The organism is Pedobacter duraquae, assembly GCF_004362245.1.
In the GTDB taxonomy this organism is placed as follows: domain Bacteria; phylum Bacteroidota; class Bacteroidia; order Sphingobacteriales; family Sphingobacteriaceae; genus Pedobacter; species Pedobacter duraquae.
In genome coordinates, this window is sequence record NZ_SNWM01000005.1 from 96,256 (window position 1) to 110,437 (window position 14,182).

At 42.2% G+C, this 14,182-nt stretch carries 14 protein-coding genes; 10 read left to right on the forward strand and 4 right to left on the reverse strand.

Annotation, left to right across the window (positions count from 1 at the left end; genetic code table 11):
- Window positions 1–26 precede the first annotated feature (26 nt).
- On the forward strand, window positions 27–665 hold the full coding sequence (aat, locus tag CLV32_RS18315) for a leucyl/phenylalanyl-tRNA--protein transferase (RefSeq protein ID WP_133558251.1): 639 nt from the start codon (window positions 27–29) through the stop codon (window positions 663–665).
- Here the strand turns inward: aat and CLV32_RS18320 are convergent.
- Window positions 662–3,556, reverse strand: a complete 2,895-nt coding sequence (locus CLV32_RS18320; RefSeq protein ID WP_133558252.1) for a DEAD/DEAH box helicase — start codon at window positions 3,554–3,556, stop codon at window positions 662–664. The genes aat and CLV32_RS18320 overlap by 4 nt on opposite strands.
- A gap of 254 nt (window positions 3,557–3,810) precedes the next feature.
- Between CLV32_RS18320 and CLV32_RS18325 the strand changes: the two genes are divergently transcribed.
- Window positions 3,811–4,446 carry a GIN domain-containing protein gene (locus tag CLV32_RS18325; RefSeq protein ID WP_133558254.1) on the forward strand — a complete coding sequence of 212 codons (636 nt, stop codon included), beginning with the start codon at window positions 3,811–3,813 and terminating at the stop codon, window positions 4,444–4,446.
- 52 nt (window positions 4,447–4,498) lie between these two features.
- Here CLV32_RS18325 and amaB read toward each other — a convergent pair whose 3' ends face one another.
- Window positions 4,499–6,037 (reverse strand): L-piperidine-6-carboxylate dehydrogenase, encoded by a 1,539-nt coding sequence (gene amaB, locus CLV32_RS18330; RefSeq protein ID WP_133558256.1) that lies wholly within the window; start codon window positions 6,035–6,037, stop codon window positions 4,499–4,501.
- A gap of 285 nt (window positions 6,038–6,322) precedes the next feature.
- On the opposite strand from amaB, the gene CLV32_RS18335 reads away from it, so the two are divergent.
- The 7 genes from CLV32_RS18335 to CLV32_RS18365 all read left to right on the forward strand — a co-directional run bounded on the left by CLV32_RS18335 (window position 6,323) and on the right by CLV32_RS18365 (window position 12,159).
- Entirely contained in the window at window positions 6,323–7,726 is a 1,404-nt protein-coding gene (locus tag CLV32_RS18335; protein WP_133558258.1) for a tetratricopeptide repeat protein, read from the forward strand.
- Between the two features lie 67 nt (window positions 7,727–7,793).
- Complete coding sequence (locus tag CLV32_RS18340; protein ID WP_133558260.1) at window positions 7,794–8,561, forward strand: phosphosulfolactate synthase; 768 nt, start codon at window positions 7,794–7,796, stop codon at window positions 8,559–8,561.
- A gap of 8 nt (window positions 8,562–8,569) precedes the next feature.
- Window positions 8,570–9,310, forward strand: a complete 741-nt coding sequence (locus CLV32_RS18345; RefSeq protein ID WP_133558262.1) for a shikimate dehydrogenase family protein — start codon at window positions 8,570–8,572, stop codon at window positions 9,308–9,310.
- Between the two features lies 1 nt (window position 9,311).
- Entirely contained in the window at window positions 9,312–9,896 is a 585-nt protein-coding gene (gene gldD, locus CLV32_RS18350; protein ID WP_133558264.1) for a gliding motility lipoprotein GldD, read from the forward strand.
- A gap of 10 nt (window positions 9,897–9,906) precedes the next feature.
- Window positions 9,907–10,545: an MBL fold metallo-hydrolase gene (locus CLV32_RS18355; protein ID WP_133558266.1), complete on the forward strand. Its 639-nt coding sequence runs from the start codon at window positions 9,907–9,909 to the stop codon at window positions 10,543–10,545.
- 4 nt (window positions 10,546–10,549) lie between these two features.
- Entirely contained in the window at window positions 10,550–11,779 is a 1,230-nt protein-coding gene (locus tag CLV32_RS18360) for an ABC transporter permease (protein WP_133558268.1), read from the forward strand.
- A 2-nt stretch (window positions 11,780–11,781) separates the two neighbouring features.
- The gene (locus CLV32_RS18365; RefSeq protein WP_133558270.1) at window positions 11,782–12,159 is read left to right on the forward strand and encodes a hypothetical protein; all 378 of its coding nucleotides are present in this window, start codon (window positions 11,782–11,784) and stop codon (window positions 12,157–12,159) included.
- On the opposite strand, the gene CLV32_RS18370 is transcribed toward CLV32_RS18365, so the two are convergent.
- Together CLV32_RS18370 and mqnB are read right to left on the reverse strand one after the other, a co-directional pair.
- Window positions 12,153–13,001 (reverse strand): menaquinone biosynthesis family protein, encoded by an 849-nt coding sequence (locus tag CLV32_RS18370; RefSeq protein ID WP_133558272.1) that lies wholly within the window; start codon window positions 12,999–13,001, stop codon window positions 12,153–12,155. The genes CLV32_RS18365 and CLV32_RS18370 overlap by 7 nt on opposite strands.
- 34 nt (window positions 13,002–13,035) lie before the next feature.
- Window positions 13,036–13,665 carry a futalosine hydrolase gene (gene mqnB / locus CLV32_RS18375; RefSeq protein WP_133558274.1) on the reverse strand — a complete coding sequence of 210 codons (630 nt, stop codon included), beginning with the start codon at window positions 13,663–13,665 and terminating at the stop codon, window positions 13,036–13,038.
- 99 nt (window positions 13,666–13,764) lie between these two features.
- Here mqnB and CLV32_RS18380 point away from each other — a divergent pair, with 99 nt between their 5' ends.
- Window positions 13,765–14,175 carry a 6-pyruvoyl trahydropterin synthase family protein gene (locus CLV32_RS18380; protein ID WP_133558276.1) on the forward strand — a complete coding sequence of 137 codons (411 nt, stop codon included), beginning with the start codon at window positions 13,765–13,767 and terminating at the stop codon, window positions 14,173–14,175.
- Window positions 14,176–14,182: the final 7 nt, after the last annotated feature.

Here is a 14,182-nt window from a genome sequence, read left to right on the forward strand (position 1 = left end):
TTTGTTATAGTTTGTATTATTGCATTATGGTTTTTGAATTATCAGAAAATGAAATCAGCTTCCCTAATCCTGCTTTGGCGGAGCCAGATGGGCTTTTAGCCATTGGCGGCGACCTAAGTGCAGCGAGACTGCGTCTGGCGTATGCCGATGGTATATTTCCCTGGTTTAATGAGGATGACCCCATCCAATGGTTTTCTCCACACGAACGATGCGTAGTCTTCCCAGGTAAGGTTACGATCAGCAAAAGTATGGCCAAAGTTCTGAAAGACAATATTTTTAAGCTAACGAGTAATACGGTTTTTGAAGAAGTAATCAGGAACTGCGCTACTGCCGATCGCAAGGGACAGGATGGAACCTGGATAACGACAGCGATGCAGGAAGCCTATATCGAGCTGCATAAACAAGGCATTGCACATAGTGTAGAAGTTTGGCAGGATGGGAAGCTTGTTGGCGGACTTTATGGGTTGATTATCGGCACTGTTTTTTGTGGCGAAAGCATGTTCAGTCTGGTTAGCAATGCCTCAAAAGCTGCATTTATCACCTTATGCAGTCAGAAGGGATTTACATTGATCGACTGTCAGCTGCCAAACCCCCATCTGATGAGCCTGGGTGCTGAAATGATTCCGCGTGAGCAATACCTGTCGATACTTCAGCCTGCAGACTAATTCAGGATTTCCTGAATATCTTCCTTACTAAGCGATTTAAAGAAACTTTCTTCGGTTGTGATCAGTGAGCTTGCCAGCCGTTTCTTTCTGTTTTGCAGGGCGAGAATTTTCTCTTCTACGGTGTCTTTGGCTATGAATTTATAAATAAAGACTTTTTTTACCTGTCCGATTCTATGACTTCTGTCAATTGCCTGTTGCTCTACGGCTGGGTTCCACCAAGGATCAAGGATAAAGACGTAGTCGGCCTGAGTGAGATTGAGCCCTACACCACCGGCTTTAATAGAAATCAGGAAGACCTTTAAAGCATCATTTTGCTGGAAATCGGCCACAATTTCACCGCGGTTTTTGGTGGCGCCATCCAAATAGGCATAGGGTGTACCATCTGCTTCAAACTGATTTCTGAATATATTTAGATGTTTAACAAACTGTGAAAAGATCAATACTTTATGGCCGCCTTTGAGCACATTGTCCAACGTATGGATTACGTTTTCAAATTTACCGGAGTCCGATTGATATTCGTCATCAATCATTGCCGGGTGATTGGCAAGCTGTCTGAGGGCCGTTAATCCCTGGAGCAGCTGCACATGTTTTTTCTTGTACGTGCCGTCATCCATGCTACTCAGCAGGTCATTTCTATAAGCAGATTTAGTTTTTTCATAGTAAGCAGCCTGGTCTTCGCTCATATCGCAATACAGAATCTGCTCTGTTTTTGGAGGGAGTTCTTCTGCTACCTGCTCCTTTGTACGACGTAAAACAAAGGGTTTGATAATGGCCTGCAGCTTACGTGCTTTTTCTTCATCTTTACGCTTTTCAATTGCCTGCACATATTCTTCGTTAAAGAATGCCTGTGTGCCGAGCAAGCCAGGATTAAGGAAGGTCAGTTGTGTCCATAGATCGCCAACAGAATTTTCTACTGGCGTACCGCTCAGAATTAGCCGGTGCCGGGATTTGAGTGAACGTACGGATTTAAAGGATTTTGAAGAAGGGTTCTTGATGTTCTGGCTTTCGTCAAGGATAATATAATTGAAAAAAAAGTTCTTCAATAGATCTGCATCAATACGTGTGATGCCATACGTTGTGATGATGATATCATAGTTGATGAAGTGGCTTACATCCTTATTTCTTGTGCCACCGGTATGTGCATGTATTTTAAGTTGTGGGGTAAACTTCTTAGCCTCACTAAGCCAGTTGTAAATCAGTGAGGTGGGCATGATAATTAACGATGTGCTTTTAGTTCCTGCCTGCTGATCTTCTTCTTTAAGTTTTTGGAGCATGGCCAAGGTCTGTATGGTTTTACCCAAACCCATATCATCCGCCAGACATCCGCCAAAATTGTATTCTCTTAAAAAGCCAAACCAATTATACCCTGCTTTCTGATAACTTCTAAGTTGGCCTTTAAAATGTACAGGCATCTCAGCTTCGGCGATATCCTCAAAATCGGATAGCTTCTGTAGCTTACGGTTCAGCGTTACATGGGCGATGCCATCTTCGGCGAGCTCGTTGATCAGGCCGATATGGTGTTTCTTTAGCTTTAAAGTTGAAGATCCATCAGAAAAGTTAAATAGGCTGCCGTATTGGGAAAACCATTTTTCGGGGATGATGGCAATAGAACCATCAGGCAATGCAAATTCTCTTTTTTTATGGAGTATATGTTGTTTTAAGGATAGAAAAGGAATTGGGAAAGTGCCAAAGTAGACAACGGCATTGATATCAAACCAATCATTGTCTTCACTGATTTCGAAGTTGATGTGGTTGGTCGCAAATAGGAATTTTTTAGTGCCTGCAGCCTGTTCAATAGCGAAGCCTTTTTCCTTAAGCTCGGTAATATGCTCATTTACCCAATTGATGATGCCGTAAGAAATATCTGCCTCATCATGATTTGCCAGTTCGAGGTTAAAGAACAGCGGACTCACTTTTTTTAGTCCGAGTTTGGTGAGTTCGCTAAATTTGGCTTTTTCCCAGTCTGTATTGCGTTTTATTCTATTGAAGACATAGTCATCGCCAGTCTTTGTGATCCGCACCGTAACCTTCTGTCCATTCCCCATGGCAAAAGCATATGCTCCATAATTAAAGTACAGTTGCAGTTGCGATATGCCGCCCTCTATGTAAATTACTTTGAGAACAGGCTCAGGGCTATACTGTTCTGTCTTGATCTCGAAGCCTTCAGCGTAGACGTGGTATTTCTCGATCAGCGGAGCTACGAATTTCTCGAAGTAAGCGCCTTCGGTGGATTTCGGTATGGTGATAAGCCTTTTATTAAGAAAGGGCTGGAGCTTTTTGCCTTCGATCTCCTGTTCAAAGAAATATAGGGTATCGTCGAGCAGCAGCCATGCTGGTTGATTGCTGATCAGTTGCGCCTCCTTAAACATAAAATCAATTCGTATTCCCTGATATTTGATGGTAGGGAAATAGCGTGTTTCCACTTCGTTTCTTCTGAAATGGAAGAGAATGGTTGCAGGCTCCGTAGCAATTTCGATTTTACGCTCTGCAGGCCATCCGTCTTTGTCCATCAGGTACAGAGATGCCCTCACGTGGGGATTTGCCAATACCTCGGCGAGCTTTTTCTCAACTTTGGGTCTTACGCTGTCGTAAAATTTATCGTCGAAGATCTTGCCAAAGAATTCGAATGCCCTGACTGGCTTTTTGTAATATTTTTTGATAATGGCATCCTGCTCAGTCTCATCCAGGATTTTAATCATCTTAAGATCTGTTTCGCTGAGGTGTTTTGCGAACTCCACAGCGGTATGGCTGAAGAGGCGCTGGTAGGTGAGCGAGAAATCGCCCTGGGGATTCATTTGTACAATGTGTGGTTCAATCAAATAACCGAGGTACTCATGTTTACATAAGGCATATACAATTTTGCAGGGTTTAGAGTTATCGACACGGAGCATGAGCTAGAAATAAAAACAAGAGGCTTATAAAATCTTTAAACATACACCAATTTGAGGTGCCATCAAAAATAACTCGCATTTATGACCTTTTTTTTATGTGGATTGGTCGAAAGATACAGCACGTTGGTCGAGAATAACCTTTGTATGGTCTAAATCAGGAAAGCCGACTGCAACTTTTTACGTGTGTTGTCGTCTTATCTACAAACAATAACAAAATACAAATAACTGATTATCAAATCTTAAAAATCAAAAATATGAAAACCTCTATTAAAACTCTGATCGCGCTACTTATGGGATGCAGCATCCTTGTTAATGTAGAATCTGCTCAGGCAGCAACTGTAAAAACATACATGACTTCGCTCTCTGCAGTCAAAAATATCAACAAGATTATCGTAAGCGGCAACGTGAAACTAACGTTAGTGCAAGACGCTAAAGAAAGTGTAAAGGTTTACGACAATTACTATGGTAAAAATGCATTGGTACAGATGCAGGATGGTGTGCTCAGGATCAGTTCTTTTGAGAAAGAAACTTTAGCTGTTGTTGTGCATGTCAACAACCTGAGTGCAGTTGAAGCATTTAACAGCTCTAGCATTAAGACTGCAGGAAAATTCCAATTGGTAAACCTGGATGTAACATTGCACGATCACGCTTCGGCGGATGTGACAGCAAATACTGTGAGTCTTTATACTTCGGTAACTGACCAGGCGAGCTTAAAATTATGCGGAACAGCAGATAACCATACAGTATTGTTGGGCGACCTGGCTAAGCTGGCCATGACAGGATTCAGCGCACAAGATACTGCGCTGACCAGCGTTCCATCTAAAGTTGCCATTGTATTACCCGCATCGAATAAATTTGAAGTTGCTGATTTTGTGATGATCAAACGGTAGTCATCTCAATCAAAAAAAATGCCGGTACGTTAAATCGTACCGGCATTTTTTGTTATAGATCGAATTTGATTCCCTGCGCCAGGGGAAGTGTATCGGAGTAATTGATGGTATTTGTTTGTCGGCGCATATAGCCCTTCCAGGCATCAGAACCGCTCTCACGACCGCCGCCTGTTTCTTTCTCACCACCAAAGGCGCCACCAATCTCGGCACCTGAGGTGCCGATGTTGACATTGGCAATGCCGCAATCAGAGCCATTAGCGGAAAGGAAAAGCTCCGCTTCGCGAAGGTTCAGTGTCATGATAGCTGAAGAGAGTCCCTGAGGAACGCCATTTTGCAATGCTATAGCTTCATCGATGGTTTTGTATTTAATGAGGTACAATATCGGAGCAAAGGTTTCTTCCTGTACAATCTCGTAATGGTTTTCTACTTCCGCGATACATGGTTTAACATAACATCCGGATTCATAAGTGTCACCGCTAAGCACACCCCCTTCAACAATGAAGTTTGCGCCTTCAGCTTTGCCCTTTTCAATTGCATTTAAATAATCTTGAACGGCTCCTTTATCGATAAGTGGGCCAACATGGTTGTTTTGATCCAATGGATCGCCAATCCTGAGTTGGCCGTAAGCTTTAACAAGTTTCTCCTTAAATGCATCGTATACCGCTTCATGAATAATGAGTCGGCGGGTAGAGGTACAGCGTTGACCAGCGGTTCCTACGGCACCAAACACGGCTCCAATGATAGACATGTCAAGGTCGGCGTCCTTAGAAACAATGATCGCGTTGTTACCACCCAATTCCAGTATGCTACGTCCAAAGCGAGTGGCAACAGCTGCAGATACAATGCGCCCAATCCGCGTAGATCCTGTAAAGGAGACCAGTGCAATACGTTTATCGTTGTTCATCTGATCGCCAACAGCATTACCAATGAGAAGCGAGCTGATTCCTTCGGGCAGGTCGTTAGCCTTCAGTACTTCTGCGAGGATATGCTGACAGGCTATAGCGCATAGGGGAGTCTTAGAAGATGGTTTCCATACACATACATTACCTGCTACCAGCGCAAGCGCGGCATTCCAACTCCATACTGCTACAGGGAAATTGAATGCGGAGATAATGCCCACAATGCCCAATGGATGCCATTGTTCATACATCCGATGTTGAGGACGCTCGGAGTGCATTGTTAACCCATACAGCTGTCTGGATTGACCAACAGCGAAGTCGCAGATGTCAATCATTTCCTGCACTTCACCAAATCCCTCCTGTAAGCTCTTGCCCATCTCATAAGAAACGAGTGTTCCAAGGTCATTTTTCTTCGCACGCAAGGCGTCGCCGAGTTGCCGAACAATATCGCCTCTTTTAGGTGCAGGAACTTTTTTCCAGACCAACGCTGCCGCAGAAGCGGTCTTTAGTACGCTTTCATATTGCTCAGTATCGGCAGCATGGATGTCGGCTATCTTAGCGCCGTCTACCGGAGAGAAGCTTGTTAATGCAGGGTGATCTGCTATAGGCCCCCATTGGCTTCCGGTACTCCATGACGGATTAATATCCTGGATGCCCAGGTTTTTTAAAACAGATTGTATGGTGTTGTTCATGATGCTCATGTGTTTATACAAATCAACAAAAAATAATCTGTATGTGCAGAAATCGATACTTCGCTTTCTTGACCTGAATTTTACGCTTTATTAAACTAAGTTGCGTTTCTTTGTATTATAATTCTGGACAGCACCTATTATGATCTTAATTTACCGCTGTTATAATCAGATAATTATCCGCCACAATGTGTGAATGTGGAAAATTATTTACTTTGATTATCTATAAATAACGTAAACTTATAATGTGTTATTAAGATAGTGGATCTGTTCTTTAATTATTTTTACATGGAAGAAGAATTTTTTTTTGATTTTAGTGACGACGCCCAGCGATCTGTTGAGCGTTACGAGGAGATGTTGAGGAATCAGGATCAGTACTTTTTTGACGCAGGGGCTTTTGAGAACATTATCGATTATTATATTGAGAAGAGTGACCCGGTAAAGGCACTTCAAGTAATAGAATACGCCTTAAACCAGCATCCATACGCAGCTGTATTTTTAATTAAGCAAGCACAATTATTTTTCATTACCGATCAGTTGGATAAAGCATTTGTAGCCCTGGAGAAAGCAGAGATGCTGGAAGCTTCGGAGTCTGAGATCTATGTACTTCGCGGAAATATTTATAACAGTCTTGAGCGCTATCACGAGGCCCTGGATAATTTCCAGAAGGCTCTGGAGACTGCAGAAACTACAGATGAAATTTTACTGCATATTGCTTATGTATATCAGAACATGCTTGATTACGAGAGTGCAATCGTATATATCAAGCGAAGCCTTGAACTGAATATGGAAAATAAGGACGGTTTATATGAACTGGCTTTTTGTTACGATATTCTGGACAAGCAGGAAGAAAGCATTAAGTTTTATCAGGAATACATCGACAACGATCCGTATTCATATGCGGCATGGTATAACCTGGCTAATTCCTACCATAAACTGGATCTTTTTGAAAAGGCTATCGATGCCTACGACTATGCGATTCTGATTAAGGATAACTTTGCATCTGCCTATTATAATAAAGGAAATGCGTTGGTGCAGCTTGATCGTTTTGCTGAGGCTATAGAAGTTTATAAAGAGACTTTTGAATATGAACCGCCTAATGCTGATACGTATTGCGCAATCGGAGAGTGTTATGAGAAGCTTGAGCAGATGGATGAAGCACGATCTTACTACAAAAAATCTGTAAAGATGGATGTAAAGATGGCTGATGCCTGGTTCGGAATAGGAGTTACCTTAAACTTTGAAGAACGTTTCTTTGAGTCTTTACATTTTTACAGAAAAGCGATTGATCTGGATGGAGAGAATCCTGATTTCTGGTTCGCTATGGCAGATGCCTATTACAAGCTGGGTCAGATAGAGGAATCGGTTGCTGCGTATGAAAAGGTGTTGGAATACAATCCTGTAGATGTGGAGGCATGGCTTGATTATTCCACCGTTTTGTACGAGCAGGGAAGATTACTGGAAGCATCGGAAACAATCTCCGAGGCGATCAAGAACAATCCGGATGCAGCAGAGCTGTACTACAGAATGGTTGCCTATCTTTTTGCACTGGGTCAGCACAATGAGGCGCTAATCTATCTGGAAACAGCCTTGGTGACAGATCCAGAGAAGCACTACATTTTATTTGAGTATCTTCCGCAATTGAGTGATAATAGATTGATCCTTGATGTCATCCATAAGTTTATAAAATAGTTTAAGCACTGTTTTAATATAAACTTCATCGAAACAGTCTGATTTTTTTTTCACCTTTGCAGCATATATGAATTACCCATTAAATAATATTCCTGAACGTCCGGAAAAACCACGTCAGAAAGGCATTACCATGGTTATGGATAAAGGCTTGAGCTTACGACAAGTGGAAGACTTTATTGATGTCGCCGGTGTACATACTGATATCGTTAAATTAGGTTGGGCTACATCTTTTGTAACCCCGAAGCTAAAAGAAAAACTAGCAATATACCGTGATGCGGGCATTCCTGTCTATTTTGGCGGGACACTTTTTGAAGCATTTATTGTGCGGAACCAGTTTGATGACTACCGTAGGGTGCTTGATCAGTTCGGTATGGAATATGCCGAAGTTTCTGACGGCTCTATCGAGATTGAGCATGAAGATAAATGTGAGTTTATCCGTAAACTAGCCGGGCAGGTTACTGTAATTTCTGAGGTGGGTTCTAAAGATGCGACGAAGATTTTTGCCCCATACAAGTGGATCAAACTCATGAATGCTGAAATTGAAGCAGGATCATGGAAAGTAATCGCTGAAGCCAGAGAAGGTGGAAACGTAGGTATCTATAGAGGTTCTGGCGAGGTTAGGGAGGGGTTGGTTGATGAAATCCTGACTCAGATTCCGCAGGAAACGATCATTTGGGAAGCTCCTCAGAAAGAACAACAGGTTTGGTTTATCAAGCTGATCGGAACCAATGTTAACCTCGGCAATATTGCTCCCGCAGAGGTCATTCCTTTGGAAACTATCCGTTTAGGTTTAAGAGGGGATACTTTTGATTACTTCCTGAACCTAACGAAATAGTCATGCTGATGGCACGTACATTTGGCCTGATCGGTTATCCGCTCACACATTCGTTTTCGAAGAAATATTTTACAGAAAAGTTCGAGCATGAAGGTGTTGAAGGCGTGTCGTATGAGTTGTTTTCGCTTGAGAACATTGGTATGCTCGAGCAAATATTGCATGAGCATCATAATCTCAAAGGGTTGAATGTTACCATTCCATATAAAATTGGTGTATTAAAATACGTTACGGATCTGGATCCGGCGGCGGCCGCCATTGGTGCAGTAAACTGCTTAAAAATAAACCGGGAAACTAAGACCATCAAAGGGTTTAATACCGATGCTTACGGTTTTGAAGCTTCCTTGAAACCTTTCTTGAAATCCCACCATACCAAAGCATTAATTTTTGGAGACGGCGGAGCTGCACAAGCGGTGAAATATGTTTTGGGTCAACTGGATATTCCATTTTTGTCTGTGGTACGGAAAAAACAGGAAGGTTCCATAGGCTACGATGATTTAACCGGGGAATTGCTCGCTGAGTATACCATCCTGATTAACACCACTCCATTGGGAACTTTTCCCGATATTGATGCCTGTCCTGAAATACCTTATGCGTATCTTACGCCTGAACATCTGGCATATGATCTGATTTACAATCCTGAGGAAACCGTTTTTCTGAGGCGAGCACGGCTACAGGGTGCCCAGACGAAGAACGGATTAGAGATGCTGACGCTTCAGGCTGAGAAGTCCTGGGAAATTTGGAATTCCTGATATGAAAATAAAATTGCTCATTTACGTAGGCTTAGTTTCTTGTCTGCTGACTTCCTGTACGGGAGAGGTGGCAACACCTAAACCGAGGGGATATTTTAATATCGAATTTCCAGAAAAGAAGTATCAGGCTTATACAGGAGGCTGTCCTTTTACATTCGACTATCCAGTATATGCGCAGATGCAGCCAGACAGGGACCGTGGCGCACAACCATGCTGGAACAACCTTAACTTTGGTCAGTTTAACGGTCGGTTGCACTTGACTTATCACCCCGTCCATTCCGGCGCAGAATTTACTAAACTTGTTGAGTACGCACGTGAGCTGGCTTTTAAACATACTGTTAAGGCAAATGCGATAGATCAAAAACTGATCAATTATCCAGACAAAAAGGTTTATGGCGTGTATTATGCTATAGAAGGTAATACGGCCTCTTCTGTACAGTTTTTCTTAACCGACAGTGTACACAATTATTTTAGGGGAGCGCTGTATTTTAATGAGCGGCCACAGGCGGATTCTATCGCGCCTGTAGTTAAATTTATAAAGAAGGACATCGATGTCATGATCAGTTCCTTTAAGTGGAAAAATTAATTTTTATCTAATGATCAATATTAAGCAGTTTGCCTTTAATCCTTACCGTGAAAATACATACGTTCTTTTTGACGAAAGCGGGTCTTGTGTGATTATTGATCCGGGGATGTATGACGGCAACGAACAAAATGAATTTGTGAGTTTTATTAAAAGTGCTGGTTTAACGCCGGTATTGTTGCTAAATACGCACTGTCATATAGACCATGTTTTAGGAAATAAGTTTGTATTTGATAACTGGGGATTAAAGCCACAGTTCAATCGTGGCGAATTGCCAATCCTGCAGGCTATCCCTGGCTATGCTCCGCAGATGGGAATGAACTATGAGTTGTCGCCAGAGCCTGAAGTTTTTCTGGGCGAAAGCGGGCAGGTATCCTTTGGTAACAGTATCCTTGATCTGATTTTTGCACCCGGACATTCTCCGGCGCACCTGTGTTTTTATGCTGAGGCCGATGGTTTCCTGATTGGTGGCGATGTGCTTTTTTATAACAGTATAGGCAGAACAGACCTACCTGGTGGAAATCATCAGCAATTACTGAACAGTATTCGTGAAAACTTGTTTATACTTCCAGACGATACCAAAGTGTTCCCTGGTCATGGGCCATCGACTACGATCGGTTTCGAAAAACAGCACAATCCATTTTTGACATAAGCTATTGAATACCCCCTTTTATATCGCCAAAAGGTACCTTTTCGCCAAGAAGTCGACCAACGCTATCAATATCATTTCCACGATATCTATGGTTGGGGTATTGGTGGGCAGTGCCGCGCTGATCATCATTCTGACAGTATTTAATGGCTTCGGGGAGATGGTGCTGAAGATGTTCAATACCATTACCCCACAAATCGTAATTGCGCCAGTTAAAGGAAAGACCTTCGATCCTGGGTTGCCCTATTTTCAGCAATTGAAAAAGGACAAGCGTATTTATTCCTATACAGAGGTATTGATGGAAAACGCACTGCTTGTGTACAATAACAGGCAAAGTGTGAGTATGGTGAAAGGAGTGAGTGATAATTATCTTAGAAATAAAAGCCTGGATACAATCACAGTGCTAGGGAAATTTATCCTCCATAATAAGAATGGCAGTCAGGCTGTCATAGGTTCTGCCATCCAGAGTTACTTATATGTCAACGTGAACGATCCTTTTGTTCCTTTGCAGATCTTTTCACCAAAGAAAGACCTGGGAAAGGGCTCCATTATTCCAGGGCAGGACCTGACCATGAAAACTATTCCTGTGGCTGGAGTTTTTGAGGTTCAGCAGGATTTTGACAACCTTACCATTGTTCCCTTGGATTTTGCCAGGAAGCTTTTAGACGAACCCAAGGAAGTTTCTTCTATTGAGATCAACCTGAATAAGGGGCTTGACGCCGATGATTTTAAAGCGGTTTTAGAAGAAAAGCTTGGTGATCAGTTTTATGTAAAGAACAGAATCGAGCAAAACCAGATCCTTTATAACATCCTCGGAACAGAGAAATGGGCTGTATATATAATCCTGACATTTATTGTCATTATTGCTATCTTTAACATCATAGGGTCCTTAACAATGCTTGTGTTGGATAAGCTAAAGGATATTGCAATTTTACGGAGCCTGGGCGCGGGAAAAACGTTTATAAAGCGCATATTCTTGTTGGAAGGCATGATGATTACCATGGCTGGCTGTGTGCTCGGTCTGGCTGTAGGCTTTTTATTCTGCCTAGGGCAGCAAAAATATGGATGGGTCAAAATGACACAGGACATCAGGCTGCCAAATGCCTATCCTATAGCGTTTAAATGGACAGATTTCCTGTTGGTGTTTATTACCGTATGTATATTTTCTTTTGTGGCATCAGCTTTGTCAGCAAGGTTGAGTGTGAAAAAGATTAATCACATAAATCAAGATCTATAATTATGAGAATCCTTAAAAATATAGCCTTCTTATTTGTTATCGCCATTGCTATTGCAGCCTGTGACCGTAAGTCTGGCACTGCAGAACATGACACTACGCGCGTGATTAAAGGACTATACAGTTTTGGACCCGAGGTGCATTCTTTTACAGACTGTGAGGAAGGCCGTGAATACTGGGTTGCCGATAGTGCCAAGACATTAGAACTTGCTTATAGTAACCTCCATTTTGAGAAACCCTATGAACCGGTATATATCGAGGTTGAGTGCCACTTTATCAAATCTGACAGCTTAAAGATTTCTGCAGACTATGATTCCACAATGGTGGTAACCAAATTACTTAAGCTGACAAAAGAGATTCCTGACGGTCCCTGCAATCAATAATTATTTACATAAAGATTTCCAGTCAGCTTTGGGATGATCCCTTTAGCTTGTGCCATTTCAAAAAGTATATCGATCGCTTTTCTGCCTTCGGTTCCCAGATCAACAGAATATTTGTTGACATACAATTCAATGTGTTTGTACATTACCGCTTCATCCATAGCCTGAGCATGCTCTTTGATGAAATCGATTCCTGATTTCGGATTAGCAAAAGCGTATGCCACCGATTTCTTCAATACCCTGTTTACCTTTTGCTGAACTTCCTGACTTAACTTTCTATTGATTACAATTCCGCCCAGGGGAATTGCGCATCCAGTTAAACTTTCCCAGAAGTTACCGAGGTCAACAATTTTATGCAATCCTTTATCAGCGTAAGTAAACCTGTTTTCGTGAATAATCAAGCCGACATCTACCGTGCCGTCTATCAGCGCATCTTCGATCTCTGAAAACACCATTTCTACCTTATTCTGTAATTCAGGATATGCAATGCCAAGGAGGAAGTTTGCGGTGGTCAATTTGCCTGGGATAGCTACTTTAAGGGAGGTATTATTTAGCGTACCTGGTTGAAGGAACTTTTCATCTTTACAAATCAGCAAGGGACCAACACCAAAGCCCAGTGCGCTCCCTGCATCGAGTAATGCATAGTTTTCGGCTACATGGGCGAAAGCGTGGAAACTTAGTTTGGAAATATCCAGCTGCGCCTTAAGCGCTTTCTGATTCAATGTTTCCACGTCATCGAAGAAGACTTCGAAGTCTAGTCCTTCAGTATCGATCTTATGGTGGATCAGGGCATCAAAAATAAAGGTGTCATTTGGGCAGGGAGAAAATCCAAGGCTTAATTTCATGTGTCAAAAGTAGCAGATTTGTAGAGGTGAAAGGTTAGTCGTTTGTCAAAAAATCGATCGCCCAACTATTCAGGTTGGCGATTGCGAGGCCTATTTTCCAACTCTCGCGGTTGCGGGCTTCCACATAATTGGAAATACTGCGGATCTGTACAACGGGAATGTTGAGCTGTTCGCCGGCATAAAAAACTGCGGCACCTTCCATACTTTCTGTAAGGGGATGGAAACGTTGTTCAATCTGACGGATACTATCCATGTTTCCATGAACGGTGTTGACCGTTATACCACTGCCAGTTAATAAATGGCCGGGAAGGGTAATTGGAGGTGTTGCGGATTGATAGGTGCTTTTTCCGAATCCTAAATCGGCAATAGGCAGAAAGCTGTCCCGGTCTTCAGCACCAAGTTCGGAGAAGGTTTCCGTAGTTACATGAACCAACTGCCCCAGTGGTACACTGTAGTCAAAGCAGCCTGCAATACCGAGGTTTAAGATTAGATCATAACTGTTGTTCAGCGTTCTACCCAGGGAAAATGCTGTTGCAGTCATACCAACGCCAGTTATAACGATATCGAAAACAGGAGTTTGAATGAAGTTTTCTTCAGGAAGTTCGAAATGCGCGAACAGCCTGTGCAGCTCGGCATGTGTGGCAGCAACAACAAGTGTTTTCATGATGCTAAGATAAAATAGATTTTGCAGCATACCTTTCCTTTTGCCTTTAAACTTTCTACTTTGACCTTTCTGCGTATATTTGTAGTCAATTCTTAAAAAATGATTTATATAACCCGTAAAGAATCTTTCAATGCTGCTCATAAATTATCCCGTCCAGATTGGTCTCAGGATAAGAATAATGAAGTATATGGAAAGTGTGCCAACCCAAACTGGCATGGGCATAACTATCAGTTATACGTAACCGTTAAGGGAGAAGTAAACCCTGAAACCGGCTTTCTGATAGACTTAAAATGGTTGAAAGAAATTATTAACGTCAATGTAGTAGATAAGATCGATCATAGGAATCTTAACCTTGATGTTGATTTTATGGAAGGCATCCTGGCATCAACAGAAAATCTGGCTATTGCCATCTGGAATATACTTTTCCCACTTATTGAACAGGAGGGTGCGATCCTTCATGCGATCAAAATCTTCGAAACCGAAAATAACTCTGTAGAGTATTTCGGATAATTAAAAC

Excerpts from the sequence above, each read along its gene's own strand:
- aat (WP_133558251.1), top strand. The coding sequence starts at position 27 with ATGGTTTTTGAATTATCAGAAAATGAAATCAGCTTCCCTAATCCTGCT.
- CLV32_RS18320 (WP_133558252.1), bottom strand. The coding sequence starts at position 3,556 with ATGCTCCGTGTCGATAACTCTAAACCCTGCAAAATTGTATATGCCTTA.
- CLV32_RS18325 (WP_133558254.1), top strand. The coding sequence starts at position 3,811 with ATGAAAACCTCTATTAAAACTCTGATCGCGCTACTTATGGGATGCAGC.
- amaB (WP_133558256.1), bottom strand. The coding sequence starts at position 6,037 with ATGAACAACACCATACAATCTGTTTTAAAAAACCTGGGCATCCAGGAT.
- CLV32_RS18335 (WP_133558258.1), top strand. The coding sequence starts at position 6,323 with ATGGAAGAAGAATTTTTTTTTGATTTTAGTGACGACGCCCAGCGATCT.
- CLV32_RS18340 (WP_133558260.1), top strand. The coding sequence starts at position 7,794 with ATGAATTACCCATTAAATAATATTCCTGAACGTCCGGAAAAACCACGT.
- CLV32_RS18345 (WP_133558262.1), top strand. The coding sequence starts at position 8,570 with ATGGCACGTACATTTGGCCTGATCGGTTATCCGCTCACACATTCGTTT.
- gldD (WP_133558264.1), top strand. The coding sequence starts at position 9,312 with ATGAAAATAAAATTGCTCATTTACGTAGGCTTAGTTTCTTGTCTGCTG.
- CLV32_RS18355 (WP_133558266.1), top strand. The coding sequence starts at position 9,907 with ATGATCAATATTAAGCAGTTTGCCTTTAATCCTTACCGTGAAAATACA.
- CLV32_RS18365 (WP_133558270.1), top strand. The coding sequence starts at position 11,782 with ATGAGAATCCTTAAAAATATAGCCTTCTTATTTGTTATCGCCATTGCT.
- CLV32_RS18370 (WP_133558272.1), bottom strand. The coding sequence starts at position 13,001 with ATGAAATTAAGCCTTGGATTTTCTCCCTGCCCAAATGACACCTTTATT.
- mqnB (WP_133558274.1), bottom strand. The coding sequence starts at position 13,665 with ATGAAAACACTTGTTGTTGCTGCCACACATGCCGAGCTGCACAGGCTG.
- CLV32_RS18380 (WP_133558276.1), top strand. The coding sequence starts at position 13,765 with ATGATTTATATAACCCGTAAAGAATCTTTCAATGCTGCTCATAAATTA.